13 protein-coding genes and 1 pseudogene are annotated in these 18,302 nt (G+C 55.8%); 8 read left to right on the top strand and 6 right to left on the bottom strand.

Going from position 1 to position 18,302, the window contains the following annotated elements; translation table 11 throughout:
- Positions 1 to 2: 2 nt before the first annotated feature.
- Both upp and MKJ04_RS08215 read right to left on the bottom strand, forming a co-directional pair.
- Positions 3 to 659, bottom strand: a complete 657-nt coding sequence (gene upp, locus MKJ04_RS08220; RefSeq protein WP_241641109.1) for a uracil phosphoribosyltransferase — start codon at positions 657 to 659, stop codon at positions 3 to 5.
- Entirely contained in the window at positions 632 to 1,570 is a 939-nt protein-coding gene (locus tag MKJ04_RS08215) for a GNAT family N-acetyltransferase (protein ID WP_241641108.1), read from the bottom strand. The genes upp and MKJ04_RS08215 overlap by 28 nt, the downstream gene beginning before the upstream one ends.
- Before the next feature lie 125 nt (positions 1,571 to 1,695).
- On the opposite strand from MKJ04_RS08215, the gene MKJ04_RS08210 reads away from it, so the two are divergent.
- The 4 genes from MKJ04_RS08210 (at position 1,696) to MKJ04_RS08195 (ending at position 6,965) form a co-directional block, all read left to right on the top strand.
- Complete coding sequence (locus MKJ04_RS08210) at positions 1,696 to 3,351, top strand: hypothetical protein (protein ID WP_241641107.1); 1,656 nt, start codon at positions 1,696 to 1,698, stop codon at positions 3,349 to 3,351.
- Between the two features lie 234 nt (positions 3,352 to 3,585).
- Positions 3,586 to 5,424 (top strand): ABC transporter ATP-binding protein, encoded by a 1,839-nt coding sequence (locus MKJ04_RS08205; RefSeq protein WP_241641123.1) that lies wholly within the window; start codon positions 3,586 to 3,588, stop codon positions 5,422 to 5,424.
- A 56-nt stretch (positions 5,425 to 5,480) separates the two neighbouring features.
- Positions 5,481 to 6,059, top strand: a complete 579-nt coding sequence (gene lpcA / locus MKJ04_RS08200; RefSeq protein ID WP_241641106.1) for a D-sedoheptulose 7-phosphate isomerase — start codon at positions 5,481 to 5,483, stop codon at positions 6,057 to 6,059.
- Positions 6,060 to 6,110: 51 nt separating this feature from the next.
- Positions 6,111 to 6,965 (top strand): hypothetical protein, encoded by an 855-nt coding sequence (locus tag MKJ04_RS08195; protein ID WP_241641105.1) that lies wholly within the window; start codon positions 6,111 to 6,113, stop codon positions 6,963 to 6,965.
- 135 nt (positions 6,966 to 7,100) lie between these two features.
- Here the strand turns inward: MKJ04_RS08195 and MKJ04_RS08190 are convergent, their stop codons facing one another.
- Positions 7,101 to 9,281: a PAS domain S-box protein gene (locus MKJ04_RS08190; RefSeq protein ID WP_241641104.1), complete on the bottom strand. Its 2,181-nt coding sequence runs from the start codon at positions 9,279 to 9,281 to the stop codon at positions 7,101 to 7,103.
- A 190-nt stretch (positions 9,282 to 9,471) separates the two neighbouring features.
- Between MKJ04_RS08190 and MKJ04_RS08185 the strand changes: the two are divergent.
- Positions 9,472 to 11,043: pseudogene (locus MKJ04_RS08185) on the top strand (YifB family Mg chelatase-like AAA ATPase); the annotation flags it as partial.
- Between the two features lie 147 nt (positions 11,044 to 11,190).
- On the opposite strand, the gene MKJ04_RS08180 reads toward MKJ04_RS08185, so the two are convergent.
- Positions 11,191 to 12,915: a family 43 glycosylhydrolase gene (locus MKJ04_RS08180; protein WP_241641102.1), complete on the bottom strand. Its 1,725-nt coding sequence runs from the start codon at positions 12,913 to 12,915 to the stop codon at positions 11,191 to 11,193.
- 669 nt (positions 12,916 to 13,584) lie between these two features.
- Between MKJ04_RS08180 and MKJ04_RS08175 the strand changes: the two genes are divergently transcribed.
- The 3 genes from MKJ04_RS08175 to MKJ04_RS08165 all read left to right on the top strand — a co-directional run bounded on the left by MKJ04_RS08175 (position 13,585) and on the right by MKJ04_RS08165 (position 16,108).
- Positions 13,585 to 14,172 carry a porin family protein gene (locus MKJ04_RS08175; protein ID WP_241641101.1) on the top strand — a complete coding sequence of 196 codons (588 nt, stop codon included), beginning with the start codon at positions 13,585 to 13,587 and terminating at the stop codon, positions 14,170 to 14,172.
- A 337-nt stretch (positions 14,173 to 14,509) separates the two neighbouring features.
- Complete coding sequence (locus MKJ04_RS08170) at positions 14,510 to 15,169, top strand: porin family protein (RefSeq protein ID WP_241641100.1); 660 nt, start codon at positions 14,510 to 14,512, stop codon at positions 15,167 to 15,169.
- A 300-nt stretch (positions 15,170 to 15,469) separates the two neighbouring features.
- Positions 15,470 to 16,108, top strand: a complete 639-nt coding sequence (locus MKJ04_RS08165) for a porin family protein (RefSeq protein ID WP_241641099.1) — start codon at positions 15,470 to 15,472, stop codon at positions 16,106 to 16,108.
- Between the two features lie 66 nt (positions 16,109 to 16,174).
- Here the strand turns inward: MKJ04_RS08165 and MKJ04_RS08160 are convergent, their stop codons facing one another.
- Positions 16,175 to 17,536 carry a dipeptidase gene (locus MKJ04_RS08160; RefSeq protein WP_241641098.1) on the bottom strand — a complete coding sequence of 454 codons (1,362 nt, stop codon included), beginning with the start codon at positions 17,534 to 17,536 and terminating at the stop codon, positions 16,175 to 16,177.
- A gap of 104 nt (positions 17,537 to 17,640) precedes the next feature.
- Positions 17,641 to 18,285, bottom strand: coding sequence for a glycerol-3-phosphate 1-O-acyltransferase PlsY (gene plsY / locus MKJ04_RS08155; protein WP_241641097.1), 645 nt, complete (start codon positions 18,283 to 18,285; stop codon positions 17,641 to 17,643).
- Positions 18,286 to 18,302 lie beyond the last annotated feature (17 nt).

Here is an 18,302-nt window from a genome sequence, read left to right as displayed (position 1 = left end):
AGCTATACCTTCGGGCCGAAGGCAAGGTCGCCGGCGTCGCCGAGGCCAGGCACGATGTAGGAGCGCCCATTCAGATGGTCGTCGAGGGCGCCGAGCCAGATAATGGCCTCCGGCATTTCCTGTTGCACGTGCGCCAGGCCTTCGGGGGCGGCAATGGCGGCGGCAATGTGTACCTGCTTGGGCTCTCCGTGGCGCAGCATCCCCTTATACGCCTTTACCAGCGAGCGGCCCGTGGCCAGCATCGGGTCCGCCAGAATCAGGATTTTGTCGTGCAGGTTGGTGGAGGCGAGGTAATCCATGTTTATTTCCAGGGCGGTGTTCTCCTCCTCTACCCGATAAGCGCCCACAAACGTGCTGTAGGCCTTATCAAAATAATGCAGCATGCCGTTGTAAAGCGGCAGCCCGGCCCGCAGAATGGTGGCCAGCACCGGCTGCTCGGCCAGCAGCATCGCCTGCGTGTCGGCCAGCGGCGTCGTGAGCGTGGCAGGGGTATACGGCAGCGTTTTTGATATCTCGTAGGCCAGCAACTCCCCCAGCCGCTCCAGGTTCCGGCGGAAGCGCATGCTGTCGCCATGCACGTGCACATCGCGCAGCTCGGCAATAAAATGATTTGCCAGCGAGGGCGTGTCGGTCAGGATGTGAAGCTTACTTTTTTCCATGAGAGGTACCAGGGAGTATAATGTCGTGCTAAAGATACGTATGGCTGCGGCGTTCCACCAAAGCCCGCGTAAAATTTCGCCACCGATGGCACCATGCTCCCCTCAAAGTCGAGGGTGCGGGCAGTGCCGGCATACCGCCGGATGCAGGAATCCAGCAGAAAGGCCATTGCCCCGCTTCGCTTCCCCGCCTCCGAAGACGCCCCGAAAAGGAAGATGACTTTATCGGGCTGCTGCACCAGCAGGGCCGCCGCCCGTACCTCGCCGTCTGGCCCCACTACCTGCCGCAGCTCTGCCACCCCGTGCCGCCGCAGGGCACTGTACAGGCGCTCCAGCAGGGTATAGTGCTTGGGTTTCATCTCGCGCAGCTCCCTGCCCTTTGTGTTTTTAAAGAGTTGGATGAGCACATCGATACCATCGAGGGCAAGAACCTGCAGGTTGGCTTTCCGGGCCTTCTTCAGGTTGCGTTTGTGGTTGGTGCTATAGGCCTGGTGTAGCTGCTGGTAAGGTGGCTGCAAACAGAGGTGATAGGTATGCCGCTCCTGTAGGCCAAACCCGTTTCCGGCAGCTGCTACATTGCCCGTGTTCAGTTGGAGGTATACCTGTTTATACCTTTCCGGGATGAGCGCCAGATAGTCTGCCACAGCGCGGATGGAGCTTTCGGGCGTGGTGAACAGGCCCAGCTGCTGCGTGAAATAGGGCTGCTGCACCACGCGCTGCCCAAAGCGCCTGCTCAGCGGCAACGGAAACACCGACACGTAGCGCCCCTCCCGTTCCTCCACCACCGCATCCCAGCGGCCGCACACAGCATCCAGATACCACGCGAAGCCATACAGCATCCGCTCCCCCGACGCCTGCAGGCAGGCGTCCCAGGCAATCGGGTCTATCTGCTGGTGGGGCAGGTAACGCAGCATCGGGTGGTTTTGGAATGGATGTTCCCGCTAAAGTATAAAATTCGCGCTGCTTTCCGGAACATTCAGGCTGCAAAAGAGTACATTCGCACATTCTTAACTTGATTTCGCTCTAATTGCTGATGCCCATGAGACGTGTACTTTGTGCGCTGAGCCTGCTTGTTACCGCCGGTTCCGCGGTGCAGGCGCAGGATGTGTATGTGCCCTATAGCCCTGACGTATACCACTGGATAGACCGCTACCAGATAAAGTACGGCGACCAGGTGCCGCAGCTGCAAACCGCCGTGCAGCCCTATGGCCGCGCCGATGTGGCCGACCTGGCCGAGATCAGCGCCCGCAACGCCCGCACGGCCGTAGACCAGTTTAACGCCCAGTACCTGCTCAACGACAACTGGAGCTATACCAATCAGGACAATAACAAAAGCCAGCGCCCTTTCCTGCGGCATTTCTACCAGAACACAACCGACCTCTACCATTTCCGGAACGACAACTTTACGCTGCGCGTGAACCCGGTGCTGCACCTGGAAGTGGGCCTGGACAACCAGACAGACGGCGTGCGCTACGTGAACACGCGCGGGGTGCAGGTAGAGGGCTCCATCGACGGGCGCTTCGGCTACTACGCCTTCATCGGCGAGAACCAGGCGCGCTTCCCGGGCTACGTCGTCGACCGCATTGAGCGCGACGACGTGGTGCCGCACGAGGTGTACTGGAAGCAGTTTAAGGAGGATGGGTATGATTTTATCACGGCGCGCGGGTACCTCAACTACGCCCTGAGCGACCACGTGGAGATACAGCTGGGCCACGACCGCCATGTGATCGGCGACGGCTACCGCTCCCTCGTTTACTCCGACTACGCCCCGCCGGCCTTCTTCCTGAAGCTGAACACGCGCGTCTGGAAGCTGCACTACATGAACCTGTTCCAGGAGCTGATCGCGGAGTCGAGGCGCCGCAACGACCAACTGCTTCCCAAAAAGTATATGGCCCTGCACCGCCTGGGCATCAACATCACCGACAACATCAACGTGGGCCTGTTTGAGCAGGTGGTTTTCTCCCGCGGCAAAGGCAAATTCGAGCTGCAGTACCTCAACCCGATCATTTTTTACCGCAGCATCGAGCAGGCGCTCGGCAGCGACGACAACGCCATGCTGGGGGCCGACTTCCGCTGGAACATTCGCAACCGCGTGCAGGTATACGGCCAGCTGATGCTGGATGAGTTTCTGCTGAAGGAGGTGAAGGCCAGCGACGGTTGGTGGGGCAACAAGCAGGCGGGCCAGGTCGGGGCGAAATACATCGACGCCTTCGGCTTGAGCAACCTGGACCTGCAGGGCGAGGTGAACCTCATCCGGCCTTATACCTACCAGCACAAGGACATTTATACCAATTACCAGCACTACAACCAGCCGCTGGCGCACCCTATCGGGGCCAACCTGTACGAGCTGATCGGAATTGTGCGCTACCAGCCTATCCCCCGCCTCAACCTGACGGCCAAAGCCATTGCCACCCGCTATGGCCAGGACACCGACACGCTCAACTATGGCGGCAACGTGCTGCTCCCTTACACCAGCCGCGTGTCTGATTACGGCAACGAGATCGCGCAGGGCGTGGCCACCAACCAGGTATACCTGGACCTGACGGCCTCGTTCCAGCTTCGCCACAACGTGTTCCTGGACCTGAAGCAGGTGGTGCGCCGCGCTGATGCGGAGATCAACACCTTCGACAGCAACACCTACTTCACGTCCTTCGCCTTCCGCTGGAACATTCCGCAGCGCCTGCATGAGTTTTAAGGGCCAGCACTTATATGAATGACTCACCGTCGCTGGTGCGAGCTTGCATTTGGAAAAGAGAAGGGGCAGGAAGGCAATTTCTGCCCCTTCTCTTTTCTGCCTTTTAATAAGTATCTTTGCGGCAGCCATCGCGGCAGCACCAATGCAGGGGCCTATGTATAAAAGACCTGAAACTGCCGCGCTTTGCCCACAAGACAAGGTGCGGCAGGCATGGCGGCCACATTTTATACCATCATGAAGACCTACCTTCGCATTCTGCAGTTTGCCAAACCCTATAGCCGGTTTGTACCGCTGTACTCACTTTATACCATCCTGGGCATCATCTTTGGCCTCTTCAACTTCACCCTGATCATACCCTTGCTGAATGTGCTTTTTGGCGAGGTGAGCCCCGAGGAAGCCGCCGCTATGACGGCCACGCGCCCGGAGTTCAGCCTCAACATCGAGTTTTTCAAGGATTTCTTCAACTACTATTTCGGGCAGGTGATACAGCAGGAGGGGCGCGAGGGCGCGTTGCTGTTTGTGTGCCTGCTGGTGGTAGCCTCCGTTTTCCTGGCCAACCTGTTCCGCTACCTGGCCTTCCGGATTGTGGGGGCATTGCGGGCGCACGTGGTGCGCAACATGCGCCAGACCATTTACCAGCGCATCACGGAGCTGCAACTGGGCTACTTCTCCAACGAGCGCAAAGGCGACCTGATGACGCGCCTCACCGTGGACATCCAGGAGGTGGAGAGCTCGGTAGTGAGCACGCTGACGACGGTGGTGCGCGAGCCGATTTCCATCATCGCCTTCTTTATTATCCTGTTCACGATGTCAGTAGAACTCACGCTGTTCACGCTGCTGCTGCTGCCGATATCGGGTGGTATCATCGCGGGTATCTCCAAGCGTTTGAAGCGTCGCGCCAAGCAGGGCCAGGACTCTCTCAGCTTCATCCTGACGATTATTGATGAGACATTGAGCGGCATGCGCGTGATAAAGGCCTTTAACGCCGAGCCGTTCATCCTCGACAAGTTCCATCAGCAGAACAGCCGGTATGCGCACATCCAGCGCTCCATTGCCAACAAACGCGACCTGGCCTCTCCCCTCTCCGAGTTTATGGGCGTGACGGTGGTGGCGGGCCTGCTGTATTACGGTGGCAACATGGTGCTGAACCAGCAGTCGGAGCTGACGCCGGCGGAGTTCATTACCTATATCATCCTGTTCTCGCAGGTGCTGGTGCCGGCCAAGGCCATGTCTTCGTCGTTCAGCAACATTCAACGCGGACTGGTATCGGGGGAGCGGGTGCTGCAGGTGATTGACACAAAGCCGCAGATTGTGAACAAGCCAGACGCCAAAGTGCTGCCTGCTTTCACTGAGAAGATTGAGTTTAGTCAGGTCGGTTTTGGGTATGGCGGCAAACCCGTGCTGCAGGACATCAACTTTACCATAGAAAAAGGAAAGACCATCGCGTTAGTGGGCCCATCGGGCGGAGGCAAGTCCACGCTGGCCGATCTGCTGCCGCGCTTTTACGACCCAACAGCGGGCGCCATATATATAGACGGGCACGATATCCGGGAGTATACCATGGAGTCGGTGCGCGACAAGATCGGGGTGGTGACGCAGGAGTCGATTCTCTTCAACGACACCATTTTCAACAACATCGCCTTTAACAAAACCGACGCCACGGAAGCCGAAGTGATTGCCGCCGCCAAAATCGCGAATGCCCACGAGTTCATCGTCCATACCGAAGACGGCTACCAAACCGTGATCGGCGACCGGGGCGGGAAGCTGTCCGGGGGCCAGCGGCAGCGCCTGAGCATTGCGCGCGCCATCCTCAAAAACCCGCCGATCCTGATCCTGGACGAGGCCACCTCGGCCCTCGACACCGAATCGGAGAAGCTGGTGCAGGAGGCGCTCACGAACCTGATGCGCAACAGAACCTCGGTGGTAATTGCGCATCGCCTCAGCACCATCCAGCATGCCGACGAGATTCTGGTGCTGCAGCAGGGCCGTATTGTGGAGCGCGGCACGCACGAGGAACTGCAGCAGCACAGCGGCCTGTATGCCCGGCTCACCCAAATGCAACTCACAGCTTAGCATAACTGTTACCCCACAACGCATAAGCGGCGGCGTTCGCCACGCACATACCATACATGACAGCTACAACAACCATACTCACAGAACTGACACAGGCACAAGATGTGCTGACGGCCTTTTTGAAAGACGAACATAACATTTCGGCCATTGAGCAGGCGGCCAACACCATGGCCAGCGCCATCCAAAACGGGGGCAAGATACTGAGCTGCGGCAACGGCGGCTCGATGTGCGATGCTATGCACTTTGCCGAAGAGCTGACCGGCCGCTACCGCAACGACCGCCGCGCCCTGCCCGCCATCGCCATTTCGGATGCCAGCCACATGAGCTGCGTCAGCAACGACTACGGGTATGATGCCGTGTTCTCGCGCTACGTAGAGGCGCTGGGCAACCCCGCCGACGTGCTGCTGGCCATCAGCACCAGCGGCAACTCCGGCAACGTGCTGAAAGCGGCTGAAGCGGCCAAAGCCAGGGGTATGAAAGTGGTGGGCCTGACGGGCAAAGACGGCGGCAAACTGGCTCCGCTTTGCGATGCGGAGATCCGCGTGCCGCACTTTGGCTATGCCGACCGGGTGCAGGAGATTCATATCAAGGTAATCCACATCCTGATCCTGCTGCTGGAGCAAAAGCTGACCTAGGTTCGAAGGCCATCCCCAGACAAGACCTCACAGTGTCTGCAAGACCTGTGAGTGTCGTTTCGCAACAGCCTTTGCCAGGTCAGACTCGTGCAGGAGAAGCGCATAGATCTGGAAGTAAAGGCGCACTATTCTGCGTCTCTTTTGCATCGGAACGGCCTATTGCCTCAGACACTCACAGGTCTTGCAGACGCTGTGAGGTCGGTGCGCGGCACAGCTGCGTATACAGGTTGGCTGGGCTACTATTCCCCAGCCATCTCCCGTATGAAATACCCGCTATACCTTATACTCATCTTCAGCCTGCTCTCCTGCCAACCCCACGACAACAGCAGCCCGGCAGAGGCTAACCCTGTCGCTACAGCGGACACTGCCGCTACCGTACCCGCAGCGCCTGCCGCTCCCGACAGCGCCTTTCTGATTATAGCCGGTGAGCGTATCGGCCAGGTACAGTTAGGGATGACGGCTGAACAGCTCAACAACACGTTGGGCGAGGCAGACAGCGGAGACGCAGCGATGGGGAAGGCGCTATTGTTCTGGGTGAGCAAGGGCAACAGCGGGCCGCGCCAGTATGTGGCCGTGTATACCGTCAATAACTTTGACGGCCAAGACACGCCGCCGAAGGTGCAACAGGTGCAGGTTACCTCGCCGCGGTTCCGGACTGCCAGCGGTATCGGCACAGGCAACTCCTTACCCGAAATCAGGCAGGGGTATGGGCAACTGCAGCCGCTTGCCTATTATACCAACGCCCAACAGCAAAAGGTATATGTGTATGATGCGCAGCCGCAGGGCATTGCCTTTGAGGTGACGGTGCCCGACAGCGTGTGCAGCGCCATCACCGTGCATCAGCCCGGCGAAGACGTGACGGGCACATACCTCCCGATACACCCGGACATGACGCGGCTGCAATAGCTTTATTGCACCTAATTAAAGAGCCTCCCTACTTTTAGGGTATAAAAGCAGGGAGGCTCTTTTTGCTTGTCTCTGTAGTATTGCAAAAGCAGTCCGTTTCTAACAGGTATCAGAAATTACTGGTTAGGATTTTAGCTACAGCGGCAGGTATACATCAATGGTGGTGCCTGCGCCTATCTCGCTTTGCACCTCAATACGGCCATTGGCATTTTCCACGATCCGCTTCACGATGTATAGTCCTACACCCGATCCCTCTACATGGTCGTGGAGGCGCTTGAACATCCCGAACAACTGGTCTGCATAGCTCATGTTTACCCCCAGCCCGTTGTCTTGCACCCGCAGCCGCACCTGATCGTGCACTTTCACCGCGCTTACTTTTACCATAGCCGGCCTTTCCGGGGAACGGTATTTTATCGCGTTGCTTACCAGGTTGTAGAGTATGCTGCGCAGATTCTTCTGGGAGAACCTTATCGTGTTCATATCCGAGAAGTCGCTTGTTATGGTGGCGGCCTCTTTCCTGATCAGTTCGCACACACTTTCCTTTACCTCATCCAGCAGCTCGGGCAGGTCAATGATCTCGGAGACTTCGTCCGTGTTTCGCTGTGTCTTTGAGATGTCCGTCAGGTCTTCGATCGTTTTCTTGAAACGTACAATCGCCCTGTCCATCATGCCCAGCAACGGCCGGATGTTTTCTGTCGGCTCCCCCAGCTCCTCTTCCAGTGCCACCAGTAGCCCTTCCAGGTTGATGATCGGGGCGCGAAGGTCGTGCGAGGCGGTATAGATAAAGTTATCCAGGTCTGCGTTGGTGCGGGTCAGCTCCTGGTTTTTCTGGCTCAGCTCTCCGTTGGCCTGCTCTAATTGCGCCTGGGTTTGCGCCAGGTGCTCCATGGCCAGGCGCTGCTCATGAATGTCGGTGCTTGTGCCAAACCACTTCATCACCTTGCCCTGCCGGTCGCGGAGCGGGAGTGCCCGCACAAGGTGCCAGCGGTGCACGCCATCGAGCTGCCGTATCCGGAACACTGTCTCGTAATTCTGGCCGGTTGCCACAGCGTGTGCCCAGGCCTTGTCCACGTGTGCCACGTCGTCGGGGTGCACGGACTTCATCCATGTCGCGCCAAAGCCATAGATTTGGGGGTCTTCATGGCTATAGTCGCTTATCCAGCGATCGTTGATATAATCCAGTTCGCCAGCTGCGTTGGCCGTCCACGACAATTGCGGCATGGCCTCCAGCAGCATCTTGAAACGCTCCGCGCTTTCGACAATCTCCTGCTGGGCTTGCTTCTCCCTGGTCACGTCGCGCACCTCAACCACGGTGCCCACAGGCACACCGTTCTCTTTTATCGGGCTTGCCGCGCACAGCACCGGGAAAAACGTCCCGTCCTTTCGGATGAACACATCCTCATGCGCCCGCACAGAGCTGTCCTGGGGCAGGGCACGGTCTATGGGGCACTCGGCCATCGGGTAGTGGGTGCCGTCCGGGTGGGTATGGTGTATCAGGTCGTGCAATGGCTTTTCCTTTACCTCCTCCATCGTAAACCCGATCATGGCAACAGCGGCGGGGTTCATGAAGGTACAGTAGCCATTCTCATTCATCATAAACAGGGCAGCGGTGGCATTGTCTGTAATGGTTTTGTTGATCCTGTTCTGATACTCCAGCGCTGTGGTGCGGTCTTGCACGCGTTTGTCCAGGTCTCTGTTCAGCCCCAGCAAATCGCTGTTTACCTCCCGCAGGTTGCTCTCCAGCAGCTTCCGCTCGTTCAGTACCTGATGCCACTCCATGGCCGTGCCCGCCAGGCCCGCGGCTAGTTCCAGCAGCTCAATCTCCTCTGCCAAAGGCGTCTTCACGGTGTCGTAGTACATGGCAAAGGTCCCCAGCACTTTCGCTCTGTCCGACGATAGGATCGGCTCTGACCAGCAGGCGCGCAAGCCATAGTCCAGTGCAATATGAAACTCGCCCCACCGACTGTCTGCCGCGATGTTCTCCACGATCACGCGCTCCTTCAGAAACGCCGCCGACCCGCACGAACCTTCGCCAAGGCGCACCTTCAATCCCTCAATCTGGTCTGTGTAAGACTTGGGCAGGTCGGAGGCGCACGCGGAATGGAGAGTCTGCGTTTCCTGGTTTACCGACAGAATGGCCCCTTTCATACCCATGTGCACTTGCTGCAACGCCTTGATCAGGGTTTCGAGCACCTCCGACAGTGGCTGCCCGTGCATGAGCTGTTCACGCACCTTGTTCTGCGCCTGGTTGAAAATAACCAGCGTACTCTTTTGGGTTGGCGCGGGGGCAGGCGCTACTTCCTTTTTGGGCTGCATAAGGGTATGGCTTTGTTCAAAACACTACTTCTAAAAATATATATCATCTCTCCGCTTCTCCACTCTTCCTTTAAAGTCTTCAGCTTATGCAGGCTAATAGTTCAACCAAAAAGCAAAAACAAAATTCCTTTCTTTATATTTAGTGCAATTTTAGAACTTTGTTTTCCGGCCGGATGTTGGCCCTTCAAATTACACTAAAAAAAGAATTCATCCCGAACAAATGCTCATCAAAACTTTTGGCAGCGCCGTGCAGGGCGTGAACGCCTATACCATTACCATCGAGGTAAACGTGAGTGCCGGCACCAAATATTTCCTGGTTGGTTTGCCTGATAACGCCGTGAAAGAAGGTGAGCAGCGGATCGAGTCTGCGCTGAAGCAGTATGGGTATAAAATCCCGCGCCAGAAGATCGTCATCAACATGGCCCCCGCCGATATCCGTAAAGAGGGCTCGGCCTACGACCTGACCATTGCCATGGGAATCCTGGCAGCTTCCGGGCAGATGGGACTCGCCAGAGTGTCGGAGTACATGATTATGGGCGAGCTGTCGCTCGACGGGTCGCTGCGCCCCCTGAAAGGGGTGCTGCCGATTGCCATCCAAGCCCGCAAAGAAGGCTTTAAGGGGATTATACTGCCAGCTCAGAACGCTGTAGAGGCGGCCATCGTGAACAATCTGGACGTGATCGGGGTGACCACGATTTTAGAGGCCATTGAGTTTCTGGACGGGAAGCGCGAGATCCCGCCGGTGGTGATCAACACCCGGGAAGTGTTTCAGGGAACGGTGGACCTGTATGCGGCTGACTTTGCCGATGTGCAGGGGCAGGAAAACATCAAGCGGGCCCTGGAAATTGCCGCCGCCGGTGGCCACAACGTGATTATGATCGGCCCACCGGGCGCTGGCAAAACGATGCTGGCCAAGCGCCTTCCCTCTATCCTGCCGCCCCTCTCAATGCACGAGGCGCTGGAAACGACCAAAATCCACTCGGTGGCCGGCAAGCTCGGCGAGGCGGCCTCTCTCCTGACCACCCGCCCATACCGCTCGCCGCACCATACCATATCCGATGTAGCCCTGGTAGGGGGCGGCGGCATTCCGCAGCCCGGCGAGATTTCGCTGGCGCACAACGGCGTGCTGTTTCTGGATGAGCTGCCGGAGTTTAAGCGCACGGTGCTGGAGGTGATGCGGCAGCCGCTCGAAGAACGCCGCGTCACGATCTCCCGCGCCAAAACCACCCTCGATTTTCCGGCCAACTTTATGCTGGTGGCCAGTATGAACCCCTGCCCCTGTGGCTATTATAATCATCCGGAGAAAGATTGCGTGTGCGGGCCCGGCGTGGTGCAGCGCTACCTGAACAAGGTAAGCGGCCCGTTGCTGGACCGCATCGACCTGCACGTGGAGGTGACGCCCGTCACGTTTGACGAAATGACGGCCACGCGCAAGGCCGAAGACAGCGCCACGGTGCGCGAGCGCGTGGAAGTTGCCCGCAGGCTGCAGACTGAGCGATTCAAGGACATGCCCCAGGTGCACTCCAACGCCATGATGCCCTCGCAGATGGTGAAGGAAGTATGCCAGATAAATGAGGCCGGTCGCACCCTGCTGAAGACGGCCATGGAGCGGCTGGGCCTCTCTGCCCGCGCCTACGACCGCATCCTGAAAGTGAGCCGAACCATTGCGGACCTTGCAGATAGTGAGGCCATCAAAATAGAACATCTGGCCGAAGCCATACAGTACCGCAGCCTCGACCGCGAAGGCTGGGCCGGAAGCTGACAGGACTAAAAACCATACCTTTCCATCCTATGCGGCTGCCGCATAGCACAGGCAGTTGAGTTTGCAAATCGGTATAAAACAGCAACAGCCCTCATGACTGCGAGGGCTGTTGCTGTTTTTATACCGTACTGTGCCTATGGCAGCGAACTATTTCCGTACGATAATGCGGTGGCTGACTACTTCAGTGCCGGTTACCAATTGAAGCAGATACATACCTTGAGCATATTTCCCAGCTTCTAATGTGTGCTGCCCCTGTCCGTTTGCTGGCAATAGGCCGCTGTCTAAAATCTCAAGCAGCTTTCCGCTTGTGTCGTAGAGCAGCAGGCGATATGCGCCTCCCTGCTTTAGAGAGAATGCGATGGAAGACTGGCTCGTGGCCGGGTTGGGGTATGCCATCAGGCTATTGGCTTCTGGCTTTACCACCGTATTTAAAGGAGCGGCAGCCGCAGCCTGCAGTGGGTTTTCGATGTACCAGCGCTGGCACCTGCATCCGGTGTTTCCCCAAACCGCGAGTTCGGTGCCCGATGCTGTAGAAGCGTAGGGCACCTCTACGATCGCATTGTTTGCCAGCGACCTGAAAACACAGGCCCCATCAATGGCCCTCTCAATCTTAAACTTCTGGCAGTCGATACTCTGCGGCGTGGCCAGTTCCAGTTTCGTGCCCCAGGCTGTGTTGCATGTGCCTGCTGCGGCTGGGGTCAGGCTGAGGGCGAGGCCGCTTTGGGCCGACTTGATGGTGTATACGCCGTTACCGACCGGGGTAAAATCCCACTGCTGGCATGTGAGGCTTGCCCAACTGCCCTGTGCCAGCCGCTCGCCCAGTTTGCCGGTACACCCCCACGAGTCCCAGACGAGCTGACTGTTTTGGTTTTTTACCTTATACCTTCCGGCCGCTACCCAGTCCCGGGTGAGAAAGGGCCAGCCAGCCGCATCAAATCCTAAGTTCGCTATATCCAGTTTCGCGTTCCCGTTGTCATCCTTGTCATAGTAGTGCAAGGACACGAAGTTATACCCATTCTCGCGCAGCAAACCAAAGTGTCCCGGCCCCACATACTTCCCCGAAGACCCAAGAATGGTCGTGCCTCCCCCGCTTTTCAGGTTTACGCCTGCCTTGTCCACATAGGGGCCGTTCACGCTGGTTGAGCGTCCCATCACCAGATAGTAGGTACTGTTAGATCCTCTGCAGCAAAATCCTCTGTTCACGATCATGTAGTAATACTGGCCTTCCTTAAAAAGGTAAGGCGCCTCCCAGGAAGCACCGTTGCCTCCTGCCACTTTTGCGATCGCCGCTCCTGCCTTTAATTTCCCTGTAGTCGGCTCAAGCTCCACTACACCTATGCCTGCCGAAAAAGAGCCATACGTCATGTATACCTTGCCATTCGTGTCTTTGAAGATGGCCGGGTCGATTGCGTTCACGTCAGAGCTCACGGTTGAGGCAACCACCTGCCCATGGTCTGTCCATTGATAATTAGGGGAGTTCTGGTCCAGTGTAGGGCTGGAGGCCACACCGATCGCTGACCTGGTGGAGCCAAAGGTGGAGCAGGAATAATAGAGGTAATAGCGGCCGTTCAGAAATACGCATTCCGGTGCCCAGAAATCGCCGTTAAACCCAGGCACAGCCTGATTGATCCATGCGGGCCAGGTACCGATCGGAAATATGGTCTGTGGGCCCGGCGTCCAGGTAATCAGGTCTTCTGAATAGGCAGCGTATATACCCGCCCCGGTGGTGAACATCCAGTATTTATTACCGTCTTTGATAAGCGCCCCGGGGTCATGTGAGCCGTAATTCCCGTCCAGTGCATATAGCCGGGACGACAGCATAAAGACAAACAAAAGGCAAAGCGCCGGAATTCTGTAAAGGTTCTTTTTCATAATCGTTTCATTAAATTTAGAGAGACATTAATTGCGTAAGAGATTAAAAGTACAGACAACAAATTTTTCGATCTTAGCATCTAAAGCTTTGTCACCCTGCAATACTCTGATATATAACAGCCTAGCATCATACTTCATTAAATGTATAAAACACGTTTATAATTTGCAACATGCAGTGTTACTTTAACACTTAAAATTAATTATTGCTGCTCCTTGTGCTTTAATGACACTGTCTCTTGCTTTTTAGCCACCCTCTCCCTACCGTCTGCAAGGCTTAATCTCTCCAAAGTTATACCGGGCACATGGCTTTAGTCTATAGGTTTCTTAAAGAAATACAGGCTGTCGAGTGGCTACTGGCGATAAGCACAGAAACTAAAATTGAACTTTTTACAAGGCCTTTTCCATAAAGCGCCAGCATCTCAAGGGTCAAAAACTTTAAAACGGAACCGTTTGGTTTATACCTCCTTAGCATAAGCCATAGCTTGTATACTATATAGGGTGTTTTTTCCTTTAGCCTGGACTGCGGTTAACCAGATTGTGTCCCACTGTCACCAAAATAAGCTTTTCGACCTATACCTTTCTCCAGATGCTGCGTAATAGCCTTACATTGGACGCCTATGGTTCTGCCCTAGGTCCCGATGAACACAAGTTTTCACTAAAAATGACCTTATGAAGAAGACACTTTTGCTTTTTGCTTTTATCTTAACTACAGTGGTAGCTGCCCAGGCGCAGACGCCACGATTCGGTGTGCGCGTAGGTGCCAACTACTCTGGCCTGACTGGCGATGACCCTACCGACTATTCAGACAGAATGTTTGGCTTTCATGCGGGTATCACCTCGCAGATTGCCCTGACCTCCGATAACTTCCTCTCGCTGCAGCCGGAAGTACTATTCTCTAAAAAAGGCGCTGAGTCGAAGGACGACAACCGCAAGATAAAGCTAAGCTATATCGACGTGCCGGTGCTGGCCAAAGTAAATGCTGGCCCCCTCTATTTTGAGGCTGGCCCGCAGGTATCGTTCCGGATTGGCGGCGATATTGAGGAAGGCGGAAACAACGTTGTGGATGACCTTGATTTTTACAAAGCCACCAGCTTTGGCTATGCAGCAGGTATCGGCCTTGCCTCTACCCCACTGGGGCTTAGCATTGGCGTGCGCTACAACGGCGATGTTTCAAAGCTGAACGATGATGCGAGTGTTTCTGACAGACGCAACGACGTGTTTATGCTGACGGTAGGGTATATGCTGCCAAGCAGATAAGAAGCGGTTTGCCTTAGTACAATCTAAATCTATGAAATGAAGAAGCCCGGCTAGCGTCGGGCTTCTTTTGCTTCCACTGGGTTACTTTCTGCCCTCCCAAAACGATGTTTCACAGAATTGCAGTTACTATATAGGCCATTTTTATATTTTGGCCTACTTGTTGTAATGTCCTCCGCAAGCTGCAGACACAGCCCCCTGAACACCGGAAAATGGCGCGCGTTTACCGGGCGGCTCAATAGGGCTTGCATGTGCAACATCACAAATTTTTAACCTCTAATTTTCAATTTACCTGTATGCCGTGCGTTTGCAGGGTATGCAGAACAACACACGTAAACTTATGAAAAAGCTATTATTCTCATTTGCATTCGTGCTGGCCTCTTTAGTGGCGGCACAGGCTCAATCTGGTTTGGGAATCAGAGGCGGCGCTAACTTTTCGAACCTCGAAGGCGACCTGAAAAATGAGTCCAGGTACGAGAACAAAGTCGGCTTTCACGCAGGGCTTACCTATGGCATTCCGGTTGTCGAGAATTTTTTCTTCATCCAGCCAGAATTGCTCTACTCGAACAAAGGCTTTAAGTACCAGGACTCCGAAATAAGCTCGCCACTGGGCACGCTGGAGCGCAAAGGCGAGATGAACTACAACTACCTTGACCTGCCGGTGCTGGCAAAAATCAAAGCCGGCCCGATTTACTTTGAAGCGGGTCCGCAGGCGTCATACCTGCTCAGCGTCAACAACAAGATCAAAGAGTCGTTGAACGGTGAGCCCTACTCTTCCACCACAACAGACCGCGACATCGACGGCTTTAAGCGGTTCGAGATCGGTTATGCAGCCGGCCTGGGGTTTGCCACCAGCAGCGGCATCACGCTGGGCGTGCGTTATAATGGCAGCCTGACAGACTTTGTGGACAAAAACCCAGAGGAGTACTTCGAGGGTGACCTGACCGGAGCCCGTCACTCGACCATCATGGCAACTGTCGGTTTCACATTCGGCCGCTAACAGCCCACAGTAAACACGAAGATACCAAGCCAGCCTTGCCCTTTGGGCAGGGCTGGCTTTTTTTATAGCATGTTTAAATTTCGTTTTTGGAAGCGAAAATTGTTCAGGAAGGGTTCTGGCGAAGCGTTTTTTGAGCCGCATAGCAGCGCTATGGGGTGATAAAAAGGCAAAGTCAGGTTCCTTAATGAGCAATTTGCAGCCCAAAAGATGAAGTTTAAACATGCTCATATACCCTATTGTCGCCACAAACTATTTACCGCATGCCAGAGTAAACAAGCTTATACCTATCGCTATATCCCTATGAAAACACTCGTGCTATCTCTAACTCTCCTGCTGGCCCCACTGCTTATGGCAGAGGCGCAATATGCCCGCTTCGGGGCGAAAGGCGGCGTTGGCTTTGCCAGCCCGCATGGCACAGACGGCTCGTCTGATTACACAAACTACCTGGGCGTGTATCATGCCGGTGGCATTGTGAGCTACGAGTTCGTGTCGAGGATAGCCGTGCAGGCCGAGCTGCTGTATGCCCAAAAGGGCTTTGTGTATGAAGACTACTCTTTTAACCAGAACGATGAGGTGACGGGAGATCTGCGGCTGCACTACCTGGAGCTCCCCTTGCTGTTCAAACTGCAAAAAGGCGGATTGTTTGCTGAGGCCGGACCTTACGCGGGCTATCTGCTGGCAACCAACAACACCTTCGAGGTAAGCACCTCCGGCACGTCGCCACCCGCGTTTTATACCTCCGACCGGCTGCAGCGCTTCGACTATGGTTATACCGTGGGGCTGGGCATTATGCTGGACAACGGCTTGTTCATGAGCTTCCGCAACACCGGCGGCTTCCGCTCGGTCACCAAAGACCTCGACCAGAAAAACCTAGACTTCAGGCTGAGCGTGGGGTACCTGCTGCAACCGCCCAACACGATTGAGATGATGCGGCGCTAATGCCAGCGGCCCGGTGGATATGCTCCACCGGGCCGCTTTTTTACCAGACTGTTGTGTAGTTGGTGGCTACTGCTGCATCTCGGCAAAATGCCTGTAAAACAGCGGAATGGTCTCGATGCCTTTCATGTAGTTGAAAATCCCGAAATGCTCGTTCGGGGAGTGGATGGCATCCGAGTCCAGGCCAAAGCCCATGAGCACCGAATCCAGCCCGAGCTCCGACTTAAACATGGCCACAATGGGTATGGAACCGCCGCTGCGCACCGGCACGGGCTTCACGCCAAATGTTTCTTCATAGGCTTTGGCGGCAGCCCGGTAGGCGATAGAGTCTGTTGGCGTAACCACCGGCTCGCCACCGTGGTGCGGCTTCACGGTTACCTTCACGCTGGCAGGGGCGATGCTTTCGAAGTGCTTCTTAAATTTCTCGGTTATTTCCTCAGAACTCTGGTGCGGCACCAGTCGCATCGAGATCTTGGCGTGCGCCTTGGAGGCGATCACGGTTTTGGCCCCCTCGCCGGTATAGCCTCCCCAGATGCCGTTCACATCCAGCGTAGGGCGAATGGAGTTTCGTTCCATGGTCACATACCCTTCCTCGCCGTGCACGTCGGTCAAGTCCAGCGCCTTTTTATACCTGTCGAGGTCGAAAGGGGCGCGGGCCATTTCTGCGCGCTCCTCTTTGCTCAGCTCGTCCACGTTGTCGTAAAACCCAGGGATCGTGATATGATTGTGCTCATCGTGCAGCGAGGCGATCATCTGGCAAAGGATATTGATCGGGTTGGCCACCGCGCCGCCGTATAGCCCAGAGTGCAGGTCGCGGTTCGGGCCGGTTACCTCCACCTCCACGTAGCTCAAACCCCGCAGTCCCGTGGTGATGGACGGCGTGTCGTTGCCCAGCATGCCCGTGTCCGAGATCAGGATCACATCGCTTTTCAGCTTCTCCTTATTCTCTTTCACGAAGATGCCCAGGTTTGCAGAGCCCACCTCTTCTTCGCCCTCAATCATGAATTTGGCGTTGCAGGCCAGGTTACCGGTCTGCACCATCGTTTCGAAGGCTTTCACGTGCATGTACATCTGCCCTTTGTCGTCGCAGGCACCGCGCGCGTATATCTTGCCGTCTTTTATCACGGGCTCAAACGGCGGCGAGGTCCACAGCTCGTAAGGGTCTGCCGGCTGCACATCGTAGTGACCGTATACCAGCACGGTCGGCAAACTCGGGTCTATGATTTTCTCGCCGTAGACAATCGGGTTTCCGGCTGTCTCGCACAGCTCCACATGGTCGGCACCGGCCTCGATTAGGCGCTGTTTCACAAACTCCGCCGTGCGCAGCACATCGCCCTTAAACTTCGGGTCGGCGCTCACCGAGGGGATGCGCAGCATGTCCAACAGCTCGTTTATAAAGCGGTCTTTGTTGTCGTTGATGTATTTATTCATAGTTCTGAAGGTGTTAGGAAGTGTGTTGAAGTTAAGATAAAAAACCATCCGCGTGGGGGCAGGATGGCTTTGGGAAGATCGTTTCAGGCGCGCGTGCTTCGCTGTTAGCGCTTTCGGCCCAGGCTGATGTTGGCCTTGCTCTCCTCTCCGGCTATCAGGCGATGGATGTTTTTCCGGTGCGTGAGGGCCACCACCGCAAACAGGATAAAGCCGAAGATAATCAGAATCGGGTTTTCGGGGTGGAAGCGGGGCAGGAGCAGCAAAACCGGGAAAGCCAGCGCCGCCAGCATCGACCCCAGCGACACATACTTTGAGGTAAACAGCACGAGCACGAAAATGGCGATGCACATCAGGGCCACCACTGGCTCTATCGCCAGCATCATACCCAGCAGCGTGGCCACCCCCTTGCCGCCTTTAAAGCGCTCATACACCGGAAATATATGACCAAGCACCCCCAACGCGCCGAAAACAAGCTGGTATACCACCAGGTTGGCTGGCTCGATGGCGTTGAAGATGATGAGAAAGCCCGCCAGGGAAGTAGCCGTCCAGCCTTTGAAGATATCGATGAGCATCACCACCGTGCCCGGCTTCTTGCCCAACACCCGAAAGGTGTTGGTGGCGCCGGAATTGCCGCTTCCGTGCTGCCTGATGTCGATGCCATAGTAGGCTTTCCCGATCCAGACAGCAGATGAGATAGAGCCAATTAAGTAGGCTGCCAGACTGAGAATCGCTATCAATAGTAGTTCCATGGGTATGCTAGTTACGC

The organism is Pontibacter sp. E15-1 (assembly GCF_022601975.1).
Classification (GTDB): domain Bacteria; phylum Bacteroidota; class Bacteroidia; order Cytophagales; family Hymenobacteraceae; genus Pontibacter.
Note: the sequence above shows the minus strand (reverse complement) of the source record. Positions and strands in the feature narration are given on the sequence as shown.